This window comes from Vibrio sp. Vb1729, from assembly GCF_033338655.1.
Lineage (GTDB): Bacteria > Pseudomonadota > Gammaproteobacteria > Enterobacterales > Vibrionaceae > Vibrio > Vibrio alginolyticus.
Genome location: NZ_JAWOTB010000022.1, coordinates 298475 through 321198 on the forward strand (window position 1 = coordinate 298475; position 22724 = coordinate 321198).

General features: G+C 45.4%; 18 protein-coding genes. 13 read left to right on the top strand and 5 right to left on the bottom strand.

The genetic code is table 11. The features are described 5' to 3' along the window. Positions 1 to 73 precede the first annotated feature (73 nt). Positions 74 to 886, bottom strand: coding sequence for an AraC family transcriptional regulator (locus R7E29_RS12585; RefSeq protein ID WP_213906627.1), 813 nt, complete (start codon positions 884 to 886; stop codon positions 74 to 76). A gap of 971 nt (positions 887 to 1857) precedes the next feature. On the opposite strand from R7E29_RS12585, the gene R7E29_RS12590 reads away from it, so the two are divergent. Continuing rightward, complete coding sequence (locus R7E29_RS12590; RefSeq protein ID WP_017820063.1) at positions 1858 to 2577, top strand: PAS domain-containing protein; 720 nt, start codon at positions 1858 to 1860, stop codon at positions 2575 to 2577. 73 nt (positions 2578 to 2650) lie between these two features. Here the strand turns inward: R7E29_RS12590 and pdxH are convergent, their stop codons facing one another. Further along, positions 2651 to 3286 carry a pyridoxamine 5'-phosphate oxidase gene (gene pdxH / locus R7E29_RS12595; protein ID WP_005374570.1) on the bottom strand — a complete coding sequence of 212 codons (636 nt, stop codon included), beginning with the start codon at positions 3284 to 3286 and terminating at the stop codon, positions 2651 to 2653. A gap of 115 nt (positions 3287 to 3401) precedes the next feature. Between pdxH and R7E29_RS12600 the strand changes: the two genes are divergently transcribed. The 8 genes from R7E29_RS12600 (at position 3402) to R7E29_RS12635 (ending at position 14712) form a co-directional block, all read left to right on the top strand. Then, entirely contained in the window at positions 3402 to 5276 is a 1875-nt protein-coding gene (locus R7E29_RS12600; protein WP_213906626.1) for an ATP-binding protein, read from the top strand. Next, positions 5269 to 6492 (top strand): sigma-54-dependent transcriptional regulator, encoded by a 1224-nt coding sequence (locus R7E29_RS12605; RefSeq protein WP_213906625.1) that lies wholly within the window; start codon positions 5269 to 5271, stop codon positions 6490 to 6492. Before R7E29_RS12600 ends, R7E29_RS12605 begins: the two co-directional genes overlap by 8 nt. Before the next feature lie 173 nt (positions 6493 to 6665). Then, complete coding sequence (locus R7E29_RS12610) at positions 6666 to 8057, top strand: HlyD family type I secretion periplasmic adaptor subunit (protein ID WP_005374562.1); 1392 nt, start codon at positions 6666 to 6668, stop codon at positions 8055 to 8057. A gap of 114 nt (positions 8058 to 8171) precedes the next feature. Then, positions 8172 to 8855, top strand: a complete 684-nt coding sequence (locus R7E29_RS12615) for a transglutaminase-like cysteine peptidase (RefSeq protein ID WP_005374561.1) — start codon at positions 8172 to 8174, stop codon at positions 8853 to 8855. Positions 8856 to 8860: 5 nt separating this feature from the next. Beyond that, on the top strand, positions 8861 to 10774 hold the full coding sequence (locus tag R7E29_RS12620; protein WP_005383568.1) for an EAL domain-containing protein: 1914 nt from the start codon (positions 8861 to 8863) through the stop codon (positions 10772 to 10774). Positions 10775 to 10789: 15 nt separating this feature from the next. After that, positions 10790 to 12904: a type I secretion system permease/ATPase gene (locus tag R7E29_RS12625; protein ID WP_005374556.1), complete on the top strand. Its 2115-nt coding sequence runs from the start codon at positions 10790 to 10792 to the stop codon at positions 12902 to 12904. 493 nt (positions 12905 to 13397) lie between these two features. Further along, complete coding sequence (locus tag R7E29_RS12630; protein ID WP_017820061.1) at positions 13398 to 13991, top strand: mechanosensitive ion channel family protein; 594 nt, start codon at positions 13398 to 13400, stop codon at positions 13989 to 13991. Between the two features lie 136 nt (positions 13992 to 14127). After that, on the top strand, positions 14128 to 14712 hold the full coding sequence (locus R7E29_RS12635) for a flavodoxin family protein (RefSeq protein WP_017635653.1): 585 nt from the start codon (positions 14128 to 14130) through the stop codon (positions 14710 to 14712). 63 nt (positions 14713 to 14775) lie between these two features. Here R7E29_RS12635 and R7E29_RS12640 read toward each other — a convergent pair whose 3' ends face one another. Further along, entirely contained in the window at positions 14776 to 16401 is a 1626-nt protein-coding gene (locus R7E29_RS12640) for an ABC transporter substrate-binding protein (RefSeq protein ID WP_193239610.1), read from the bottom strand. A 141-nt stretch (positions 16402 to 16542) separates the two neighbouring features. Here R7E29_RS12640 and mpaA point away from each other — a divergent pair, with 141 nt between their 5' ends. Beyond that, positions 16543 to 17253 (top strand): murein tripeptide amidase MpaA, encoded by a 711-nt coding sequence (mpaA, locus tag R7E29_RS12645; protein WP_053350131.1) that lies wholly within the window; start codon positions 16543 to 16545, stop codon positions 17251 to 17253. Positions 17254 to 17272: 19 nt separating this feature from the next. On the opposite strand, the gene R7E29_RS12650 is transcribed toward mpaA, so the two are convergent. Beyond that, on the bottom strand, positions 17273 to 18124 hold the full coding sequence (locus R7E29_RS12650; protein ID WP_005383578.1) for an SIS domain-containing protein: 852 nt from the start codon (positions 18122 to 18124) through the stop codon (positions 17273 to 17275). Positions 18125 to 18366: 242 nt separating this feature from the next. On the opposite strand from R7E29_RS12650, the gene murQ reads away from it, so the two are divergent. The 3 genes from murQ to R7E29_RS12665 all read left to right on the top strand — a co-directional run bounded on the left by murQ (position 18367) and on the right by R7E29_RS12665 (position 21956). Continuing rightward, on the top strand, positions 18367 to 19269 hold the full coding sequence (gene murQ / locus R7E29_RS12655) for an N-acetylmuramic acid 6-phosphate etherase (RefSeq protein WP_054576526.1): 903 nt from the start codon (positions 18367 to 18369) through the stop codon (positions 19267 to 19269). Between the two features lie 28 nt (positions 19270 to 19297). Then, on the top strand, positions 19298 to 20752 hold the full coding sequence (gene murP, locus R7E29_RS12660; protein WP_025500819.1) for a PTS N-acetylmuramic acid transporter subunit IIBC: 1455 nt from the start codon (positions 19298 to 19300) through the stop codon (positions 20750 to 20752). Positions 20753 to 20900: 148 nt separating this feature from the next. After that, positions 20901 to 21956, top strand: coding sequence for a porin (locus tag R7E29_RS12665; RefSeq protein ID WP_054576525.1), 1056 nt, complete (start codon positions 20901 to 20903; stop codon positions 21954 to 21956). A gap of 98 nt (positions 21957 to 22054) precedes the next feature. Here R7E29_RS12665 and R7E29_RS12670 read toward each other — a convergent pair whose 3' ends face one another. Further along, the gene (locus tag R7E29_RS12670; protein WP_054576524.1) at positions 22055 to 22711 is read right to left on the bottom strand and encodes a peptidase E; all 657 of its coding nucleotides are present in this window, start codon (positions 22709 to 22711) and stop codon (positions 22055 to 22057) included. Positions 22712 to 22724 lie beyond the last annotated feature (13 nt).

The window sequence follows — 22724 nt, forward strand, 5'->3', positions numbered from 1 at the left end:
AAACATAAAAAAACCATGCATAGTGCATGGCTTTATTCTAATTGATGATTATTTAACCTAAAAAAACGCATTGTTATCCAACTTGTTTTTTATAACGGGAAGGTGATATTCCCTGTAAGCGAGTAAAAGTATGAGTAAAAGTACTCTGGCTTGAGAAGCCAGTAAACTCGGCAATTTGCCCTAAAGAAAGGTGACCTTGCTCGATTAATTCGCGAGCCATGTCGATTCGCTTTCCGAGAACATATTGATGAGGTGTAATCCCCATCTGCTCTTTAAACAAGCAATGGAACTGACTTTCCCCAAGAAACACTCGCCCGGCCAATTGAGCCACACTAATCTTATGACTCAGGTGCTGCTCAATGTAACGATCAATCGCCTCCAAATCAAAGCGCGACTCTTTTCGACTGGTCTCAAATGCCGAGATATGGCGCTGCATTAACGCAATCACAGTGTCGTTACACGCACGACTTAACAGCAGGTCATCCGGATGGTTGCGCATTTCCTGAACCAACATCTGTATCAGCTTCTGAATTTGACTATCTAACTGGAAGTAGACATGGTCTCTCTCCAGGTTATTGATTTTTTGAAGCATTTCAGGATCATCATTTGTCGGTTTGGGCATATTCAGCACCAAAATATCCGATTGATTGATGACGCCACCGAAAGCATGATCAGAGCATGCGGTAACCACACAACCTTGACCAGGGCCGACAAGATTACCTCGCCCGCGCACTTCAAATTCGGCTTGCCCTTTTAAACCAATCACGATCTGCGTATAAGAATGATCGTGGCAATCCATATAAGACGGAAGTGTGATCAGCTCCGCCGGCTTTGGCAGCATAATCTCTTGATATGAAAGGATTTTTTGTTTATCTGAGTCACTCATTTTAAACAGTCGTCTTTACACGGTCAGCTTACGTCTTCGCATCATATACCTTCTTTGTTGGGTTGCAACTTTTACCCAACTCAATCGACAAGATCAAATCAGCATGATCAAGTTCATTTACATGATCATAGTTCCGGAACGATGATCATGCGAGGTTAATTTACGGTCAGTGAGCAACCAATTTTATTAACAAAAACGGATAGATAGGCAACACCTTACGTATACATAATCAATCAATGTAAAGATCCTTATTACCGAACAATCTGTTATTTTGTAAAACACCGTGCTCCATATTAGATAAGTCGCCCCTGAAACGGATCGAAACCCACTCTTAAGCTCAACATAGAGGGATTTCCCCCCTTACTAATATGCCTCTGATTCAATACATTAGTTATCGAGCTTTAAGATGCATACGATCTAAAGCTCTCGGTATCTCATTGATACCTCTAACTTACTTAGCAGACCCTCGCTAGGTAATTTAGAACCTCTTCTACACGTCGACAAGATTATATCTTGTGTTGCCAGCCCGTCTTCAGGCTGGCTTTTTTTTCGCTTCTCAACAATGAAAACAATGGCATAAGCTGATATCATAGCTTTTGTCTCACTGTCCCTCTCATATGCTTAGGTGCTGCTCTTTCGCTCACAAGTGATATGAACGTCAACCACATTACAACTGAGTTGTAGGAAGCATGATCAAGGACGATACGAGTTGTAAGCCGAACATTGGCGGACATCCGTGAGCGCACATATCTGTAATGAAACAGACCATTTTCCCAATTAAACTCTTCGTTCCATTTCGTCGTTGTCTATGACTACCTGACGAAAACATCGAACACCATGAATTTAATTGGATTGAGCGCCAATCAACGAACGTGTTCTAGCAACGTAACTGCCTACTTGGCAACATCAATACGAGCCATGTAACACGGACGTCTCTGTATTGGTAAAAGCAGTATGTAGTGAGTCCTTTTGTGAATATTTCAGTCGATACCATAGAACAATCCCTCCTTAAACAGCTACCAGGTTGTTGGGGATGCAAAGATAAAGATTCGGTATTCCTATACGTAAACCAGGAATACGCAGAACTGTTAGGGCACACGTCGCCCGAGGAGTGCTTGGGTAAAACTGATTTTGATATGGCCAGCCCAACCACTGAATGCGCGCAAGAATTTCAACGCCAAGATAAACACGTTCTCGAAACTGGCGAGTCACTAAAAATTCTGGATATCCACCCTTATCCAGATGGCCGCTGGCGAGCACATATATTTACTAAAACACCGTGGCGAGATGACAAAGGCGACATCGTAGGCACCATTTTCTACGGAAGGGAACTCACCGACACCGCCGTGATTGAAGTCGGGTATTGGGTTTGTCGTGCAATCAGTACCAACCCAAATCAACAATCCATCTTTCGTTTTTCTGACTTACAACCAAAACCAGAGAAGCTCACATGCCGCGAGCAAGAAACGCTTTTCCTCTTGCTCTATGGCAAAAAGCCTCAATTTATCTCTCAGGTCATGGGCATATCAACAAAAACCGTTGAAGGTCACGTCGCACGCTTACGTAATAAGTTTGCAGCGAACAGCAAGAACGAGCTAATAGATAAAGCAATGGAAGCAGGCTACGGCTCTGTTGTACCCAAAACGCTGCTTAAGCATCAATTATCGGTTGTGTTGAATGGAGAGCGATAATTCGCATCGCTTCTACCTACAAAAACACCGCCCCAATTCGGCGGTGTTTGTTTATTCATGAGGAACCATAAGCCTATGGCGCTAAACGATCAATGTCCCAACTTCCATCATGCTGGGAGAAAAGAAAACGATCGTGAAGGCGATGCTCGCCACCTTGCCAAAATTCGATGCTCTTTGGTTTTACGCGAAAGCCACCCCAAAAGGTTGGTACTGGTATTTCACCCTTAGCAAACTTCTGTTTTAGCTCTAAAAACTTACCTTCCAACACACCTCTGGCAGAAATACGGCTACTTTGTTTGCTCGCGATTGCGGCCAACTGGCTCTCTTTAGGACGAGAAGTAAAGTATTTCATATTCTCTACGGCGGTAAGCTTTTCAGCCACACCAGTAATATGAACTTGGCGCTCTAACGGATGCCAAGGGAAGTGCAAACTAATATTGCTGTTATGCTCTAGCTGCTGGGCCTTGCGACTGCCTAGGTTGGTGTAAAACACAAAACCATCTTTGTCGACGTTTTTCAATAGAACAATGCGTTGAAACGGCATGCCATTTTCATCAACCGTTGCAACTGTCATCGCTGTCGGGTCCGTTAAACCCGCTTCAACTGCTTGCTCTAGCCACAGATTAAATTGATCAATAGGATCAGCTTTCAAATCTTTACGACGCAGCCCACCTTTGGTGTACTCACGACGAATATCAGCAAGTTCCATCTTTACTCCTTCACTCGTTTTTGTCGATTGTGCTCCCGATACTGAGGAAATACAAGGACATCATTGTGCTTGTTATCGTTGCCGCTCACAGCATCACAGTGCTTCATTTGATACCATGACACAAAAAACCAGTGAGCCGATCGTGAACTTACTCAACCCCAAAGCCCTACGTCATTTTTTACTGCTACTGTGTGCCGTTGGCATTTCAGGGCTTGCGCTTACTCATCATTACGCAACTCAATACCAACATGATCAATGGCAACAAAAGCTAGAGAGACAAGCCGCGCAAGTATCACAAGAAGTGGACTACGAGCTGGCAAAGTTTGAACAGATACCAAACCTATTAAGTCACGATCCGAGATTACTCCAAGCAGTAGAGCGCGGAACGCCCTCTCACGAGCTCAACCTATTGTTAGCAGATTGGTTGAAGCAAAGTTTGGCCGATACGATTTACGTTCATGACCGCACCGGGTTAGTCATTGCCTCAAGTAACTTTCAGCAAGAAGATACGTTTGTTGGCTCTAGTTTTAGCTATCGCCCCTATTTTAAAAATGCGCGACGCGGTGAGCCCGCTCAATACGTTGGATTAGGCGTTCGCTCGAATAAACGTGGGTACTTCTTCTCATCTCCGCTGTGGGTAAATGAGGAAGTCGTTGGCGTGATCACAGTAAAAGTGAATTTGGAGCAATTAGAACAGCGCCTTTCGCAAACCACGACTGACGTACTCATTACAGATAAACACAATGTCGTGTTTATGAGCAATTTACCAGACTGGCGCTATCGTGCACTTTTCCCACTGTCATCGAGTGCAATAAATGAACTTACCGAAACGCGTCAATATGGCGATACCTTACCCGAATATTTTGGTGAGTTAACGGCACACAGTGGTGTCACGGAGTTTGATGACAATCAATTGCTTCTATCACCGAATTACCTCGCATACGCAACACACTTATTGGATAAAGGGTTTCGCGTCGTTGCCTTAATTAACCACAACAGCGTTCTTGCCGCCGTTTTACAGGCCGATATCGTCTTCCTGATCTTATATGCGCTCATTGCTCTAATTGCGTTAGCGTGGTTCCAAACCCTAGTTAACAAAGCACGCCTTGCCCATCTCAATGTGAGCCTAGAAGAAAAAGTAGTGCAACGGACACTAGTTCTGAGTGAAGCCAACCAAAAGCTACAACAGACCATCCGCCAATATGAGCAAAGCCAACAAGAGCTTAAACAAACACAACAAGAACTGACGCAAGCCGCGAAATTGGCACTGTTGGGCGAGCTATCAGCCAGTATTAATCATGAGATAAATCAGCCACTTTCCGCACTAAGAACCTATACCGAAAACTCGCAGCGTTTGTTGGCAAGGGAAAAATACCCAATGGTCGCCGACAATTTGGACAAAATGCTGACACTTAATGACACCATTTCGGAAGTCATTGCCCGCTTAAAAGTCTTTACTCGGAAAACCACGCACGATTCACACAATGAAATCTCAGTACTGCACGACGCGGTACATACTGCCACCAGCATTTTGAGCAACAAGCTTATTAAGCAAGGAGTAACACTAAAAGTTCCGGCCATCGACTATGATGTGAAGCTGGCCATTCACAGCGTTGAATTAGAACAAGTGCTGATCAATCTCTTCCACAACGCGGCACAAGCGATGGAAAACCACTGTATCGATCCGCAAATATCCATTGCTGTTCAGTGTCATGATGACAGTTGCGACATTCTTGTTTCCGATAACGGACCAGGGATGTCAGACGAAGCCCTAGCAAAAGTGTTCGACCCATTTTTTACGACTAAGCCGGAGGGTCTTGGATTAGGTTTAACAATCTCCAAGCGGATTATAGAGAGCTATCACGGCTCCCTCTGTGCCTATAAACATCAGAACACAGAACAACAAGCAGGAGGGATGACCTTTATCGTGACGCTACCAATAGTCAATCAGAATAAACGTACCCCAGAAGTGGAAAACGACCATGAATAACCCAGTTTTCTTTGTTGATGACGAACCACACATTCGTGATGCCGTGTCTCAAGCCCTGCTGATTGAAGGGATAGACGTCACCTGCTTACCAAACGCAGTAGAAGCCTTACGCGTAATCGACTCAAATACACCTGCGATTATCATTACCGATATCCATATGCCCGTGATGGATGGCTTGGAGTTTATGCGAACTTTGCGAAGCAAAAACGATCACTTTCAATTCATCGTACTTACTGGACATGGAGATGTGAAAACCGCGGTAGATGCGATGAAAAGCGGCGCGTACGACTTTCTAGAAAAACCGTTTTCAACGGAACAGCTCATGAAATCGCTCAACAATGCCAGCGATAAACTGAACTTGTTGCAAGAAAACATCTGGCTTAAGAAAGAGCTCGACATGCAAACTCATGTTGGTCCGAAAATGATTGGTCACAGTAAGGCCATGGTTAGTATTCGTCGCGCCTTGATCAGTGCGCCCACAAGCCAGCAGCTCATTTTTGTAGGTCAAGATGGTACGGGTCGGCGACTCGCTGCACAATTTGCCCACGACATACATGCAACACCGGATAGTGAGCTAATCGCCGCTTCTGGTGAAGACCTCTATGAGCTTTCATTAGAAGCGCTCGACAAAGCCATACACCGCTTAAGTGAAGGAAAACGCCACTGCAGTTTGTACTTACATAGCGCAGAGCATGTATCATTTGAGCAATGGGAATACTTATTCAAGCACCCAAAACTTGAACGTGTTTTTGGCGCGACCACCCAAGCCGAGCCGCCTCTAAAATCCCTGGCGACTCTAATTCACTTACCGACGCTCGATGAGAGAAAGGAAGATATAGGGCCTTTATACAAGCACTTTGTGCGCCACACCGCGAGCCGATATCAGTTACAGCCGCCACATATCAGCCTAGAAGAGGTCAAACACCTCACCAGTCTCGAATGGCCAGAAAACGTTAAGCAGCTACGCCAATTTGCTGAACTTCGTGCCCTCAAGCCAGATACTTTTAGAATGGAAGATTGGAACAGTGAGAAAAGTCTTGAAATTCAGAGTATGACTCAGCGCACAGAATACTTTGAATATTGCTTGTTATTCGATGCATTGCAAAGACATCGCGGCAGACTCAAAGAGGTTCAACTAGAATTACAGGTATCACGCAAAACCTTGTACGACAAACTAAAAAAACATCAGTTGGATAAAGCCAAGTTCAAGGCGTAATAGCTATACTCCGGCGCTAATTATGCTTTTGTTTGATTTAGAAAGTGTAAGAAAGCTCATTTGAAGAGAGAATAACCCTCTTCTCATATTTTATTAGCCGAGCATGCTGACACGATCGGTTAATAATAATAAGATCAAAAAGATAATCCGTAATTATATAAGCAGGGACTGTGATGAGCCGAGATAACTACAACAAACTCAACGATGAAGAGTTGGATTTTGTTGATGACAAAACTGCAGCATTGCTCCTCAATACCCCCAACAGCGCGCGTTTTATGCTTTGGGTTATGGTGCTATTTTTCATTGCAGCAATAGGTTGGGCATCTTGGGCTGAAATCGACAAAGTCACGGTTGGTCAAGGCAAAGTGATTCCCTCCTCACAGATACAAGTAGTCCAAAACTTAGAAGGTGGCTTAGTCAAAGAAATCTTGGTCAAAGAAGGTCAGTTGGTTGAAAAAGGCCAACAGTTACTGCTTATCGACGACACCCGCTTTCGCTCAGATTTTCGTGAACGTGAGCAACAAGTTGCCAACCTTACCGCATCTGTGCTGCAACTATCCGCTTCTATTAACAGTGTTGCCGTTAATCGTGATTTTGAAACGGAAAACTGGCGTCAAAGTGTACTACTTGATTACGGTAAACTGACCTTCCCACCAACCTTGGAAGAGACTCGACCTCAACTCACACAGCGTCAAAAAGCAGAATATCGCGAAGATCTAGATAATTTACGCAACCAACTTTCTGTTATTGACCAACAAGTGCAGCAAAAGCAGCAGGACTTGGTAGAGATCCAAGCACGAGTAAGGAACTTGCGTCAAAGCTACCAATACGCGAAAAAAGAACTCGATATCACCAAACCTTTGGCAGACGAGGGCGTTGTTCCTCGTATTGAACTGCTCAAATTACAGCGCCAAGTCAACGATACCCGTCGTGAAATGACGTCCAGTGAGCTCAAGATTCCCGTATTGCAATCAGCGATTCGAGAATCCATGCTCAACCGTATTGATGTTGCACTCAAATTCCGCTCTGAACAGCAAGAGAAACTCAACAGCGCCCAAGACCAGTTATCTGCCTTGGTTGAATCAGCGGTGGGCTTGGAAGATAGAGTAAACCGAACGGTTGTGAATTCGCCAGTAACAGGCAAAATCAAAACACTGAACATCAATACTGTCGGTGGTGTTATCCAACCTGGTATGGATATCGTCGAGATCGTACCAACAGAAGACACACTATTGGTAGAGGCGAAAATTGCGCCAAAAGACATCGCATTTTTACGCCCAGATCTTCATGCTATCGTGAAATTTACAGCTTACGACTTCACAAAGTACGGCGGTTTAGAGGGAGAGTTGGAACATATCAGCGCGGATACCACTCAAGATGAAGAAGGCAACAGCTTCTACATTGTTCGTGTACGCACCGAAAAAACAAACTTTGGTCAAGATGCAGATTTACCAATCATTCCAGGAATGACAGCATCGGTCGATATCATCACAGGGAAGCGAACCGTTTTGGAATATCTACTTAAACCGATTTTAAGTGCCAAAACGAACGCCTTGAAGGAGTAAACCACATTAAGATACTCGCGATAGGGAGTATTGAGCGATAAGTGATTAAATAAAAAGCACTTATTTCTCACTGACGAACTCTCTAGAAGAGTATACTTGTGATACGAGTCGAATATGCGATCCAATTTGCAGCGTAAAGTTACATTATTAATCAGCTTAAGTTGTTTGTCGTTCCAACTTGGTGCGCTGAACAGTAAAGAACAACGATGGGTCAATACGGTCACAGCGGTGTACGGCGAACGTGCGGGATTGCGCGTAAATACATGGCGAAAGAACCTCGACTTATTTAAACAATTAGAGACTCATGAACAGCTCGCTGGCGTTAACGACTTTTTTAATCAGCTGTATTTCGTTGACGACATAAAACTGTGGGGAAAGACAGATTATTGGGCTACGCCACTCGAATTTTTAGGGAGTAACGCAGGAGACTGTGAAGATTTCACTATTGCTAAGTACTTCTCTTTACTCGAGCTAGGAATACCAGATTCAAAGATGCGGTTAATATACGTAAAAGCCATCGAACTGAATCAGTTTCACATGGTATTAGCTTACTACCCTACCCCAAGTTCTGAGCCGCTCATTCTCGATAATATCAATCCTGACATTGTCCGAGCCTCTAAGCGTAGCGACTTGCTACCGATATACAGTTTTAATGGTACAAACCTGTGGTTGATGAAGTCATCTGCTAGCACTGGAGAGCTGGCAGGGAAAGCATCACGGTTGAGCCTTTGGAATGACTTACGCTCGCGCGAACGTAAGTTGCAGTTAAATAAACCTAAAATTAACTATGACGAGTGAGAAACATGACCCTATATAAGAAGCTTGTGGTGGGGATGGTTACGGTCTTTATACTCTTGTTGGCATCAGTATTCGTAATCCAATTCAACACGACTCGAGACAGCTTGGAGCAACAGCAACGTTCAGAGGTCAACAACACTATTAACACCGTAGGTTTGGCATTGGCTCCTTACCTAAAGGACAAAGATAAAGTCGCGGTTGAGTCCGTGATTAATGCTCTGTTTGACGGCAGCACCTACTCAGTTGTTCGCCTTACAGCATTAGATTCTGACTACCAGATCGTGCGTACTTACCCAGTTAAACCAAGTACGGTGCCACAATGGTTTATCGACATGAATCTATTTAAAGCGATTCACGATAAGCGTGTTGTGACCAGTGGTTGGATGCAGCTCGCCGAAGTAGAAATCATTAGCCACCCAGGCGCAGCTTACGAGCAGCTCTGGCAAGGTTTTATTGGGTTGCTGTCTGTATTCAGTGTCATTTTTCTGGCTGGTTTAGTGGCAATTTCATACATCCTACGTCGCTCGCTAAAGCCGTTAACGGCCATCGTGAATAAAATGCATGAAATCGCGAATAACCAATTTGGTGAACCGCTTGCTCGTCCAAGAACCAAAGATCTTATCGCGGTGGTAGATGGCATTAACATGATGTCTGCTCAAATCGAGCTATCATTCAAAGAGCAAGCCAAAGAGGCGCAACGTCTGCGTGCTCAGGCTTACCTCGATCCTATATCTAAATTGGGTAACCGCTCATTCTACATCAACCAAATCGACCAATGGCTTGCAGAGCAAACGCAAGGGGGTATCGCGCTACTCCATGCTGAATACATTGGAGACATTTACGAGACCAAAGATTACCAACGCGCAGATGCCCACGTTAAAGAACTGTCTCAACGTTTGAAAAACACCATTGATGTACCGGGTGCCACTATTGCTCGCTTATCTAGTGATGAGTTCGGCTTGCTTTTCCCTCATATGGATGAGAGCGAGTTACGCATTTTATCGGACAGCATCGTCAATTGTGTGAACGGCCTAAATACTGACCCAACAGGCTTAGCAAAACCTAAAGCGTCACTAGGGGTTGCACACAGCAAAGATCAGAAAACGCGCTCTGAAATCCTCTCGATGGTGGACAACGCACTATCGAAAGCCAAAGCGCAACCAGACAAGCCATACGGCTTCATTGGCAGTGATACACCTTCTAGTTTGATGGGTAAACAGCAATGGAAAGCGTTGGTTGAAGAAGCCATTCATAGTGATTGGGTTAAATTCCGTTTCCAAGCTGCGAAAAACACATGGGGTAAAGTATTCCACAACGAAGTATTTTCAAGCATCGAAAAAGATGGTGAAACGTATCGTGCGAATCAATACCTATTCGCACTAGAACAGTTAGACGCCACCAACATCTTTGACCAGTATGTCATTGAATCAATGATTAAGATGCTAGAAAGTGGTGAACTTAATGACCCAGTCGCGATTAACATCGCGCAAAGCAGCTTATCTCAACCATCGTTTATTCGCTGGACAACTAGCATGCTGGAAAAACACGCCAAAGTGGCCTCTAAGCTACACTTTGAAATTCCAGAGGAATGCTTTATCGATCAGCCTCACCACACAGCACTGTTATGTAATGCCATTCGCCAATCAGGTGCTGAGTTCGGCGTAGATAACTACGGACGTAACTTCCAATCTTTGGAATACATCCAAGAGTTCCGCCCGAACTATGTGAAGCTCGATTACCTATTCACACACAACTTGCACGACGAAAAACAGAAATTCACGCTAACGTCGATCTCTCGTACTGCCCACAACCTTGGTATTACGACTATCGCATCGCGTATCGAAACTCAAATCCAGTTGGATTTCCTCACTGAACATTTTGTTGAGGTATTCCAAGGATTCATCGTCGACAAGGAATAAAAAGGTTTATCAACGATGAAAGACCCTTTACTGAATTCGCTCATCTACGTTAGCCGTTACTATGGGTTAGCTAACTCGCCAGAAGCGCTAGTCAACGGACTACCGCTATCTGACGGTAAACTGACCCCATTTTTGCTACCAAGAGCAGCGGAAAGGGCCGGATTGGTTGCCAAGGAAAACCGCGCAGAGCTGGAGAGCATCTCTAGCCTAATTCTGCCGGCAATCTTAGTTCTTAAAGGCGGTGACTCTTGCGTTCTCAACAGCATCAATATGGAGAAACGCGAGGCCGAAGTAACCACCCTAGAAAGTGGAATGGTGCCGATCTCTATTCCATTAGAAGACCTACTTGAGCAATACACTGGTCGGTACTTTTTAGTTAAAAAGCAATTCCGTTTCGATGAGCGCTCTCCCGAAGTGCTCAAAACCAACGAAGGCCACTGGTTCTGGTCCACCTTGTGGCAGTCAAAACGCATCTACCGTGATGTTTTAATCGCATCACTTCTTATCAACCTCTTTGCGGTTGCCGCTCCGCTATTCACTCGCTTGGTGTACGACAAAGTGGTTCCGAATCTTGCGTTTGAAACCCTATGGGTACTAGCGAGTGGCATCTTTGTCGTGTTCCTGTTCGACTTCATTCTCAAGTCGCTGAGAAATTACTTCATTGATGTGGCGGGCAAGAAGTCTGACATTCTAATTTCATCCAAACTGTTCAGCAAAGTGATGGGGATTAGAATGGAATCAAAGCCGCCTTCGGTCGGTGCCTTCGCTCGCCATTTACAAGAATTCGAATCTATTCGAGAGTTTTTTACTTCAGCGACCGTCAGTGCTCTCATTGATTTGCCTTTTGCCATTTTGTTCTTAGTGATTATATGGCTAATGGCTGGCGATCTTGTGTATGTACCGATGGTGGGCGTGGTCATTTTGATTATTCACTCGCTACTGATACAAGGGCCGCTGCGCCGCTCCATTGAGGAGGGTTCACGCCTAGCATCGCAAAAATATGCCAATTTGATAGAGAGCTTGGCTGGGTTAGAAACCGTAAAAATGCTCAGTGCGCAAAGCCAATTCCAATACCGCTGGGAAGAGGCAGTTGCGCACATGGCGAACTGGAATATAAAAAGCCGCCGAATTACGGATAGCATTCAAAACGCAGCAGGTTTTGTGCAGCAAAGTAGTAACGTAGGGATGATCATCCTAGGCGTTTACTTGATTGCAGAGGGCGACTTAACCATGGGTGGCTTGATTGCCGCAACCATGCTTAGCGGCCGCGCGATTGGTCCTTTGGTTCAATTATCCTTACTCTCTACGCGCTACAACCAAGCGAAGTCTTCTATGACAATTATCAATCAAGTCATGGAAATGCCGGATGAACAAGAAGAAGGTAAACGTTACATTCACCGTCCAATAGTACAAGGCAAAATTGAACTTGAACGCGTGACCTTCCACTACCCAGATTCACCGGTGGCGTCGATTCGAGATTTGAGCTTAACCATTAACCCAGGCGAAAAAGTAGCGATCATAGGCCGTATTGGTTCGGGTAAAACCACGTTAGAGCGTCTCATCATGGGCTTGTATCAGCCGACGGAAGGTCATGTTCGCATTGATGATACCGACATCGCACAGCTGCATCATGTCGACATTCGCCGTAATATTGGTTGTGTGCCGCAAGATTCCAATCTGTTCTTTGGTTCTATCCGCGACAACATTACGCTAGGTCGCCCATTAACCGATGACCGTGACGTACTAGACGCAGCGAATCGTGCCGGTGTTACTGCGTTTACGCAATCTGACCCAGCGGGCTTAGAACGCCAAGTTGGTGAAGGTGGTGCAATGCTTTCGGGGGGTCAACGTCAAGCAGTCACGATCGCTCGTGCATTTTTGGGTCGTCCTCCTGTTCTACTCATGGATGAACCAACCAGTGCGATGGATAACCGCTCAGAGATGCACATTAAGCATCAATTAGCACAGTTGAAACCTAGTGAAACGCTGATTCTGATTACGCATAAAACGTCTATGCTCGACATCGTTGATCGCGTAATTGTGATGGAGAAAGGCAGCATCATCGCAGATGGCCCTAAAGCGCAAGTGCTGAACGATTTGAAACAAGGCAAAGTGCGTGCGGTTAGCTAACCTGAATTCACATTGATAAAAGACAAAGGCCCCGTTTAACTTGTGTTTAACGGGGCTTATTTTATTGGGAGCCCGAGATAATTAAGTTCTTCAAGCGCGACCCAAACGAGTACAAGGCCAACAATCACGAATAAAATCATAATCGCCTTTTCATCTTCTTCCATTTTTCAACGCCCTAAAAGCTATTTCAATTAATACACCTTAGGTTATCAGGACAAAAGTCATATTCAGCTCGTTTATAAGGAACTAGCGTCATAGAATGTCGGATATGGGATACAGCTCAAAGATTGCTCTCTTCAAAATCACGTCAGCTTTGGTTGAATATAAGTAATGAAGCCAAAGAGTTCGCAATGCTCACTAAGTCTTTGATTAACCAATATAGTACTCTGTGGTACCTCAACACAGAGACAAATGGTGTAAAGAAAAATTGTGATTACTTACAGCAAAAAATCAGCTATAAAAGCCGCTTTCTAGATATCGTCGAGATGAAGAAATGAATGATTGGATCCAATTAGAGCAAGTGAGCCAGTATTTCACTACGGGCTCCCTCGGTTACAAACTATTGATGGGCATTTTTGTCCTGATCGCGTATCGCATCCTGAAGAGGATTGTAAATAGAGCCATCCTAAATTTGGCAACAACGAAAGGTGTAAAAAAGGCTCGTTTGAGTTTTATTCAGCGCTGTTTCAATGTCGCGCTGCTATTTTTGACCGCCTCTATTTTTGCCATTATCACAGGTATTGGCTATGGCGATGTGTCTTTGTTCCTATCGTCCATTTTTGCCGTATTAGGTGTGGCGTTTATTGCGCAGTGGTCAATTCTGAGCAACATCACTGCCAGCTTTTTGATCTTTTTTGTCTTCCCATACCGAGTGGGTGACCGAATTAAAGTCGTAGACAAAGATGAAGACATCTGCGGTGAGATTCAAGAAATCAGCATGTTTCACGTGTTAATTAAGCACGACAACGGTAACTTGATCACTTACCCAAACAACCAGATTTTGCAAAAAGCAGTGCTAAAGCTGGCAAAAAACAAGCCAGAGCCAAGTAAAGCAAAATCTCGGATTTATACTCGCAGAAAGAAATAACCCACTAAAAAGCCGATGTATCTACATCGGCTTTTTTAATGCACTTCTTTTTAAGTTTTAGTGTTGACCTCAACTTAGCTTGAGGTTTTAGCCTTAGTCGGACGATTAAAAATCAACAATGAAAAAAGGAACCATTGTGTCCAAAATTGCGATTATTTATTTCTCTAAAACCGACGTTACTGGTCAGCTTGCTCGCGCGATTGCCGCAGGCGTTGAACAACAAGGCATTAAGCAGCAAGATGACTGTGAAATCCTCTCTCACCGAATTGAAGGCAATGAGATTATTGAGGGACGTTTTGTGAACCCTAAACTAATGGATGAACTTGCTGAGTGTGATGCGATTATCTTTGGCTCACCGACCTATATGGGCGGTGTAGCAGCGCAGTTTAAAGCATTTGCAGATGCAAGCAGTGAATCTTGGTATTACCAAAAATGGGCGAGCAAAATCGCGGCTGGCTTTACCAGTGGTGGGGCAATGAATGGCGACCAATCTTGCACATTACAATATCTACAAACGCTCGCTAACCAACACGGCATGATGTGGGTCGGGTTGGATAAGATCAGCAATTCTGGGGAGCAAAACCTGAATCGTTATGGTGTACAAGGTGGTATTGTTGCACAAGGTGGTGAAGATGGTCAGTTGCATGCTTCTGATGTTGCAACAGCAGAGTATCTTGGCAAACGAGTCGCTATGCTCGTGAACAAGCTCTCCACTCGCTAACAATAAAAAGAAGCCCCGTAAGATACATCTTCGGGGCTTCATATTTATCGCTTGTTTTGAGCGCTACTTCTTGATGTAGAGGTCTTTCGAGTAGATACGACCTTCTACGTTGTTCTTGGCAAAACCGCCAACCGTAGGACGAACCAAACGCGCTTGCATGTAGTAGTAAATCGGTGCGATTGGCATATCCGCCGCCAACAATTGCTCGGCTTGATCATAGAAACCTTGGCGCGCTTTCTCATTGGTTGCGGCCAATGCACTGTTCATCGCGTTGTCGTACGCTTCACTGCTGTAACGTGCAAAGTTACCCGAGGAACCTGAGCGAAGTAAGCTCAGGAAAGTAGACGCTTCATTGTAATCACCACACCAGGAAGCGCGCATCACATCGAAATTGCCTTGTTTACGCGCCACTAAGTATGACTTCCACTCTTGGTTTTCTAACTCCACGTTTGCACCGAGATTTTTTTGTAGCATCGACGCTATCGCAACCGCGATCGATTTGTTTGCCTCACTGGTGTTGTACAACAATTTAAAATCGAGCGGCTTGTCTTGGCTGTAACCCGCTTCTTTTAACAACTGACGCGCTTTCTCGTCACGTTGTTGCTGACTCCACTTACTGTATTCAGGCGGCGTCGCATCAAACCCTGCGGTGTACTGATGCGCAAAAGTATAAGCAGGAAGGTTGCCCACTTGCGTGACACCATTCGTAATCACATCGCGCATGATGGAGTACGACACCGCTTGACGCACTCGCACATCATCAAATGGCGGACGAGTGGTATTGAACGCGTAGTAATACGTGCACAATAATGGCACCACCGTGTAAGCCTGCTTGTAATCTTGTTTAAGCTTCTGCGCCATATGAGTCGGCACATCTGACGTGATATCCAGCTCTCCTGCCGCATAACGATTGATCGACGCGTTTTGGTTTTCAAACGGAATATAAGTCACTCTGTTTAGATGCGTATCTGCGCTGTCCCAGTAACTTGGACTCTTAACCAGTTCAATGCGCTCATTCACGACCCACTTATCCAATGTGAATGCACCGTTGCTAACAAATTGGTCTGGATCACTCCACGGCTTGTCGCGGTTTTCCACTGTCGCTTGATGCACTGGCATCATGGACGTGTGCCCAGTCATAGCAACAAAGTACGGCACTTGACTGTCCAACTCAAAACGTAGGGTGTATTTATCCACTGCCTTGATACCGAGATCGTCCAAAGGCTTTTTGCCCTCTGCTACATCGGTGATGTTTTTGATCTTGGTGAGTTTGAGATACCAAACATTTGGAGAAGCGGTTTTCGGATCTACCGCTCGGCGCAGTGAATAGACAAAATCATCCGCTGTCACAGGCTCGCCATTCGACCATTTCGCGTCTTTGCGCAAGTGAAAAGTAAAGGTTTGGTTGTCGTTGGTTTCCCATGATTCTGCCACACCGGGAATAATGTTTCCGTCACGATCTTGAATCACAAGCCCTTCAAATAAGTCACGAATCACATGCATTTCTGGCAGACCTTCGGCTTTCGCTGGGTCAAGCGTCGCCGCCTCTGCGTCATTCGCACGTACTAAATGCTGTTCTGCGGCAAGTTGAATGCCTTTAGGTAAGGTCTCCGCAGCAACTGATGTAGCAAGAAAAGGGGTGAATAAAGAGGAAATCAGCAACGCCGTTGAATGTTTTTTAAAATCCATATCGTTTTTCGTTCTCCTAACGCGTCTTGTGAAGCAAGTGCCACAATTAACATTTCAACCGTTGACGAGTTTAAACGGTTCAGTTTAGCTAGGTGTAATTAGCTTAGATATTGATACTACTTCATCAATCAGGAGATTACGGTGAGTCTAATTCCAAGAACGGAAAGAGCGGCATTTTTAATTCGGCCAACATCATACGGTCAATCCGTGCTTGGTGCGCCATTACTGTATTTTCCGGCTCAAGTCGAAAGTGCTTCGCGAGGTTTGATTTTGGCAGGCACTCACGGGGACGAGACGGCCTCGATTGCAGGTTTGTCCTGCGCGCTAAGAAGCTTGCCTGCTGATAACTTACGACATGATGTGATCCTGTCAATGAATCCTGACGGCAACCAACTAGGCACACGTGCAAATGCAAACCAAGTGGATCTCAATCGCGCGTTTCCAACCCAAAATTGGACTGAGCATGGCACAGTGTATCGATGGAGCTCTCACACACCCGTTCGAGACGTACAGGTGAAAACTGGCACTAAAAACCAACTAGAGCCTGAAGTGAGCGCATTAATTAACTTGATTGAACTGCGCAAGCCAAAGTTTGTGGTGTCGTTTCATGAACCGCTTGCGTTTGTGGATGATCCCAAACATTCCGACCTTGCCAAATGGCTCGGCGAGCAGTTCCAGCTGCCAATCGTAGACGATGTCGACTACGAAACACCCGGCTCATTCGGCACTTGGTGTAGTGAACGTGATTTACCTTGCATCACGTTGGAATTACCCGCGATTTCTGCCGATCTCACCATTGAAAAACATCTCTCTGCCTTTATTGCTTTGCTGAGGCACGATCCGGATCTTTAGTCCGCTGTTGGTTAAGCGATCATGTGAGGATCTGTTTGATGTCGGTACTGATATCGCTGATCAACTGACGGGCACTGTCGTCTCTTTGCTGAACCAAGATGATAAACAGCAAATCGGTGATCACGTTTTGCGCGGTACGCGAAGCAATGGATGAGCTGCGATGTTCCGTTTCATTGGCAATCGTATCAAACGTAATATCGGCAATACCGCGCAAGCGACTTCTTCCAGGCGCAGATAACGCAATCACCTTCGCGCCCTGCTCTTTTGCCGCTTCTGCCGCGACGAGAATTTCTTTGCGCTCACCCGAAAACGAGATTGCGATCTGAACATCTTCTGGAGAGAGCGTGCGGGCAACAGCAATCTGCACGTGGCTGTCTTGTTCAGAAAGCGCCGTAATACCAAGTTTAAGCAGTTTAAAGCTTAAATCCTTCGCGGTCAGTGCAGAGCCCCCAATCCCGACCACTTGCACTCGACGCGCTTCACTCAACCATTTTACCGCTTGGTGACACGCTTCGTAAGACAGCGTATTGGTGGTTTGAAACATAGCGTCGGTTTTCGCTTTCACCAGTTTCTGTGAAATAACCGCAATGGGGTCGTCAGCCAAAATATCACTGTGCAGCGGTGTCGACTGCATCGCATGCTTACGGCCAATCTCTTCATTCAGAGCTAACTTAAACTCGCTGTAACCTTTAAAGCCGATACGCTGAGTAAATTTCACAATGCTCGATTGACTCACTTTTACTTGCGCCGCAAGTTCTTGGCTGGTGAGCAGCGCCGCCTTTTCTGCGTTTTCAACAATCCAATCGCCAACCAAACGACCGCTTTGCGAAAGCTGAGTACGCCTCGCTACTATCCTATTGATAACTGACACAACAAAAACCTCAAAAATTTTAAATAAATTATTCCAAAACAGAAATAATAGGCGTTTGATTTAACCCCCTGATTATTCTAACCAAGACAGTTAATCCCGGATGTAATAGACGTATATTTTCTCTCATTATTCCAAATTTCTCCTGCATAAAGAATAACCTCAAGTGTGATTTTTATCACCAAACCTGAATATTTTATTCCATAAAATCGCCCTCAGATTGAACATTACAAAGAGTGCAAAACATGAAAATTGATTTAAGCAGATTGGTGACAGAAAGCCGTAACCCAGCCAGTGCCGAGATCGATACGCTTTCGACAATCGAGATGCTGCAAGTCATTAATGAAGAGGATCAAAAAGTCCCGCTCGCGGTAAAAGCGGTGCTACCACAAATTGCAGAGACAGTTGACGCAATTACTCAAGCTTTTGCAAATGGTGGCCGTTTAATTTACATGGGAGCTGGTACGTCAGGTCGCTTAGGCATTCTTGATGCAAGCGAGTGTCCTCCTACCTACGGCACGCATCCAGATATGGTGATTGGCTTAATTGCTGGTGGACATCAAGCGATTTTAAAAGCGGTAGAAAACGCAGAAGACAACGCGAAAATGGGTCAAGACGACTTAAAAGCACTTCACCTCACCAAGCATGACGTGGTTGTAGGCATTGCAGCGAGTGGCCGTACACCTTATGTACTAGGTGGTTTGGACTACGCTAAATCCATCGGAGCCACGACCGCATCTATCGCCTGTAATCCAGAATGTGCCATGGCAGAAGCGGCCGACATCGCGATTCTGCCGATAGTTGGCGCAGAGGTTGTCACTGGATCTTCTCGCATGAAATCCGGCACCGCACAAAAACTGGTGCTAAACATGCTCACGACAGGTGCAATGATTCGTAGCGGTAAGGTATTTGGTAACTTAATGGTGGATGTAGAGGCCACCAACGCCAAGCTCATCCAACGCCAAACTAACATTGTTGTAGAAGCAACTGGCGCATCAAAAGAAGAAGCAGAGCGAGCATTAAATGCCTGCGATCGCCACTGCAAAACTGCCATCTTAATGATTTTGGCCGATTTGGATGCCGAACAAGCCAAATCACGCCTCGCCGCGCACAACGGCTTTATTCGCGCAGCACTAAATAATAACTAAATAATCCGAGTTCTGAAGGATAGACCCTATGGCAAAAATAACTTCAAACACAGTATCGCAGTTGCTGTCCGCAGTGGGTGGCAGTAGCAACGTAAGCAAATGTGGTAACTGTATGACGCGTTTGCGTTTATCGCTCGCCAACAATGGCTTGGCTGATCAATCAGTTATCAAGCAAATTCCCGGCGTAATGGGTGTGGTGGAAAGCGATGAGCAGTTTCAGATCATTCTCGGTCCCGGAAAAGCTCAACAAGCGGCTGAGATGATGAATCAATTGATCGACAGCTTAACCTCTGGTGACAGTGAAGAAGCAGATATGCCGCAACAAGATCTTTCTGCCGTCGCAGCCGAGCAGAAAAAGCAGATGAAGAGCAAACAAACCAGTGCGGTTCAGCGTTTTTTAAGCAAGTTTGCCACTATCTTTACGCCGTTGATCCCTGGTTTTATTGCCGCTGGTTTGTTGCTAGGTTTTGCGACGTTATTGGAACAAATGTTTGTTCTCGACCAGACACCAAGCCAGTTTATGTTGGATTTGATCGCCTACATGAAAGTCTTTGGTAAGGGTCTGTTTGCTTTCCTAAGTATTCTGATTGGTTACAACGCGCAGCAAGCGTTTGGCGGCTCTGGTGTTAATGGTGCCATTCTCGCCTCTTTGTTTGTGCTGGGTTACAACCCAGAGGCTACATCCGGTATTTACTCTGGCATGAACGAGTTTTTCGGCTTTGCGATTGATCCGCGCGGCAACATTATCGGCGTACTTTTGGCGGCGATCATCGGTGCGCAAGTCGAGCGTAAGGTTCGTCAATACATGCCAGATGATCTGGACATGATCTTAACGTCCGTTATCACTCTGTTGATCATGGGTGCGGTAACCTTCTTGATCATCATGCCAATCGGCGGCGAGCTGTTTAAAGGGATGTCTTGGTTGTTCCTCAACTTGAACGATAACCCATTAGGCGCTGCAATCTTGGCAGGTTTGTTCTTAATTTCTGTGGTATTTGGCATCCACCAGGGTTTTGTTCCTGTGTACTTCGCATTGATGGAAGCACAGGGTTTTAACTCGCTGTTTCCTATCCTGGCGATGGCTGGTGGCGGTCAGGTTGGCGCGTCAATGGCGCTATATTTCAAAGCAAAAAAAGACGCTCTACTGCGCACTCAAGTTAAAGGCGCTATTATTCCGGGCCTTCTAGGCATTGGCGAACCATTGATTTACGGCGTGACATTACCACGCGTAAAACCATTTGTTACCGCTTGTATTGGTGGTGCTGCGGGCGGCTTCTTTATCGGTTTAGTTTCTTACCTTGGCTTACCAGTTGGTCTTAATACGGTGTTTGGCCCGTCCGGTATCGTGGCGATTCCTCTCATGACATCTGAAAATGGCATCTTCCCGGGCATGATGGTGTTTGTTGCTGGCCTGCTTATCTCTTACATCGTCGGCTTCCTCGCGACTTACTTCTTTGGCTGCAAAGACGTCGATTTAAGCTAAATCATTCTTCCCCTATAGGAATGGACTAGCTCGCGCCCTTGGCAAACAAGGGCGCACCCTCTCTCTACTCCACGACAGTTTTTCTTATTCCGTTACTCGGAAGGGGCTTTGTCGTACCTAAAACAATAGAAATGAAAGGTCGTTAATCATGAAAAAGCACATTTTGACTCTACTTCTCCCTACATTGATGGCATCAAACGCAATGGCAGCGCAGCTGTATCAAGCGGAAGATGGGTCAGTTTTAAATATTTACTCTCGTCTTGGTTTCAATGTCACCAGTAAAAATGACGAGCACGGCGATGCAAATGGCGAGTTTGATGGCCGTATTGGTTTAAACGGTTCACAAACCATCAACGAGTACGCGTCGATCATCGGCCAAGCGCAATACCAAGTGGGTGCAGCTGAATACGCAAACCAAGTAAACGACAAACCGTCTCTGACCGCACGTTATGTATGGGCGGGGATTGATGCGAAAGATTATGGTCGTATTACTGGTGGTCGCGTGGCATCTGGATTGATTATGTTTACCGACATTGGTGATGTGTTCGCCTCTTCCGATGTTTCTATGGCGCGCCAAGCGAATAAAGTCGACAAAACCGCGACGCAAGTTTTCCGTCAAGATGGCACGCTGCAATACCAAAACAACCTAGGTAATTTCGATTTTTCTGTCGCGTACATTTTAGGAAACAACACTTCTGAGCTCGACTACGGTTACAACACTGCACTGCGTTATACGCTAGACATGGGAAATTTGGGTACCTTGGCACCAGTGGTGGCGATGCAGAAGAATAAAGGTGATGCACGTGAAAGCAACGACACCGATTACACATTCTGGGGCGCAGGTACGCGTTACTACCTAGGTGATTTGATGTTGGGTGCGTTGTACTCGGAAGATGAACTAGAGGGCTATTACTCACAAACCAGTACCGACAAAGTGATGGAACTAACGGCGGTTTACAGTGTAAATGACAAATGGGTACTGCGTGCTGGTTATCGTTCTTTAGAAAACAGTGATGGTGACGAGCTAGAGCTGAAAGATACAACGCTAGAAGTGCAATACAAACTGACGCCTCGTTCTTCTATCTACACAAACTACGTTGATCGTAACGGCTCGCGTGGCTACAGCAATGGACAAGAAGTCTCATTTGGCGGTGCGCACGCAGACGAAAGCTACTACCACTTAGGTCTACGTTACGAGCTGTAAGCACGATACTTAATGTAAGTTAGCTGAATCCATGAGCTTCTTCTGTGTCCGGTCAGTAGTTATTGCCTTTAATGCTGATTTGAAGAAGCTCACCCTCGTCATATGTTTTCTTCGTTACCTGTTTTAACCAATACGCCTGCATCAGGGAAGCTGGTGACAGTAGCTAACAATTTTCCATCAACAAAGTGCAATGCCGCATAATCGTGAATGCCATAACAAGTGATGCTAGGTTGAGAACAAGCAAAGGCTTGGAAAACCTCGAACTTCTCACCTACATGAGAAAAATGCGCCGCAGCCAAACCGTCAATAAATCCAAGACAACGCATAACTTGGTATGCTTCGGGATCACTGTCTGTCACCGCAAACTCAAACCAACAAATTGCACCTGCGCTCATGCCACAAATGATGATGCCTTGTTCATAACACTGCTTGAGTATTCTATCGATTCCCCATTCGCGCCAAATGGCCAACATCGAACGCGTATTACCGCCACCTACGTAAATGATGTCTTGTTCAAATAGCGTTTCTTTCCAACCAGCTTCAAACTTAAACAGCGGAAAATGGGTCACGTTTTCACTAAGCTTCGCATCGTAAAAACGTTCAATCACTTCATCGGCATCTCCCGTGGCTGTCGGTAGAAAACAAATGTTTGGATTCTCCTTACCAGACAAAGACAAAATGTATTGATCGAGCGGGCTCGGATTCTCTCCCATCATCCAGCCCCCACCGCCAATCGCAATACAGTGTTTTCGCATTCCTTTGCTTCCT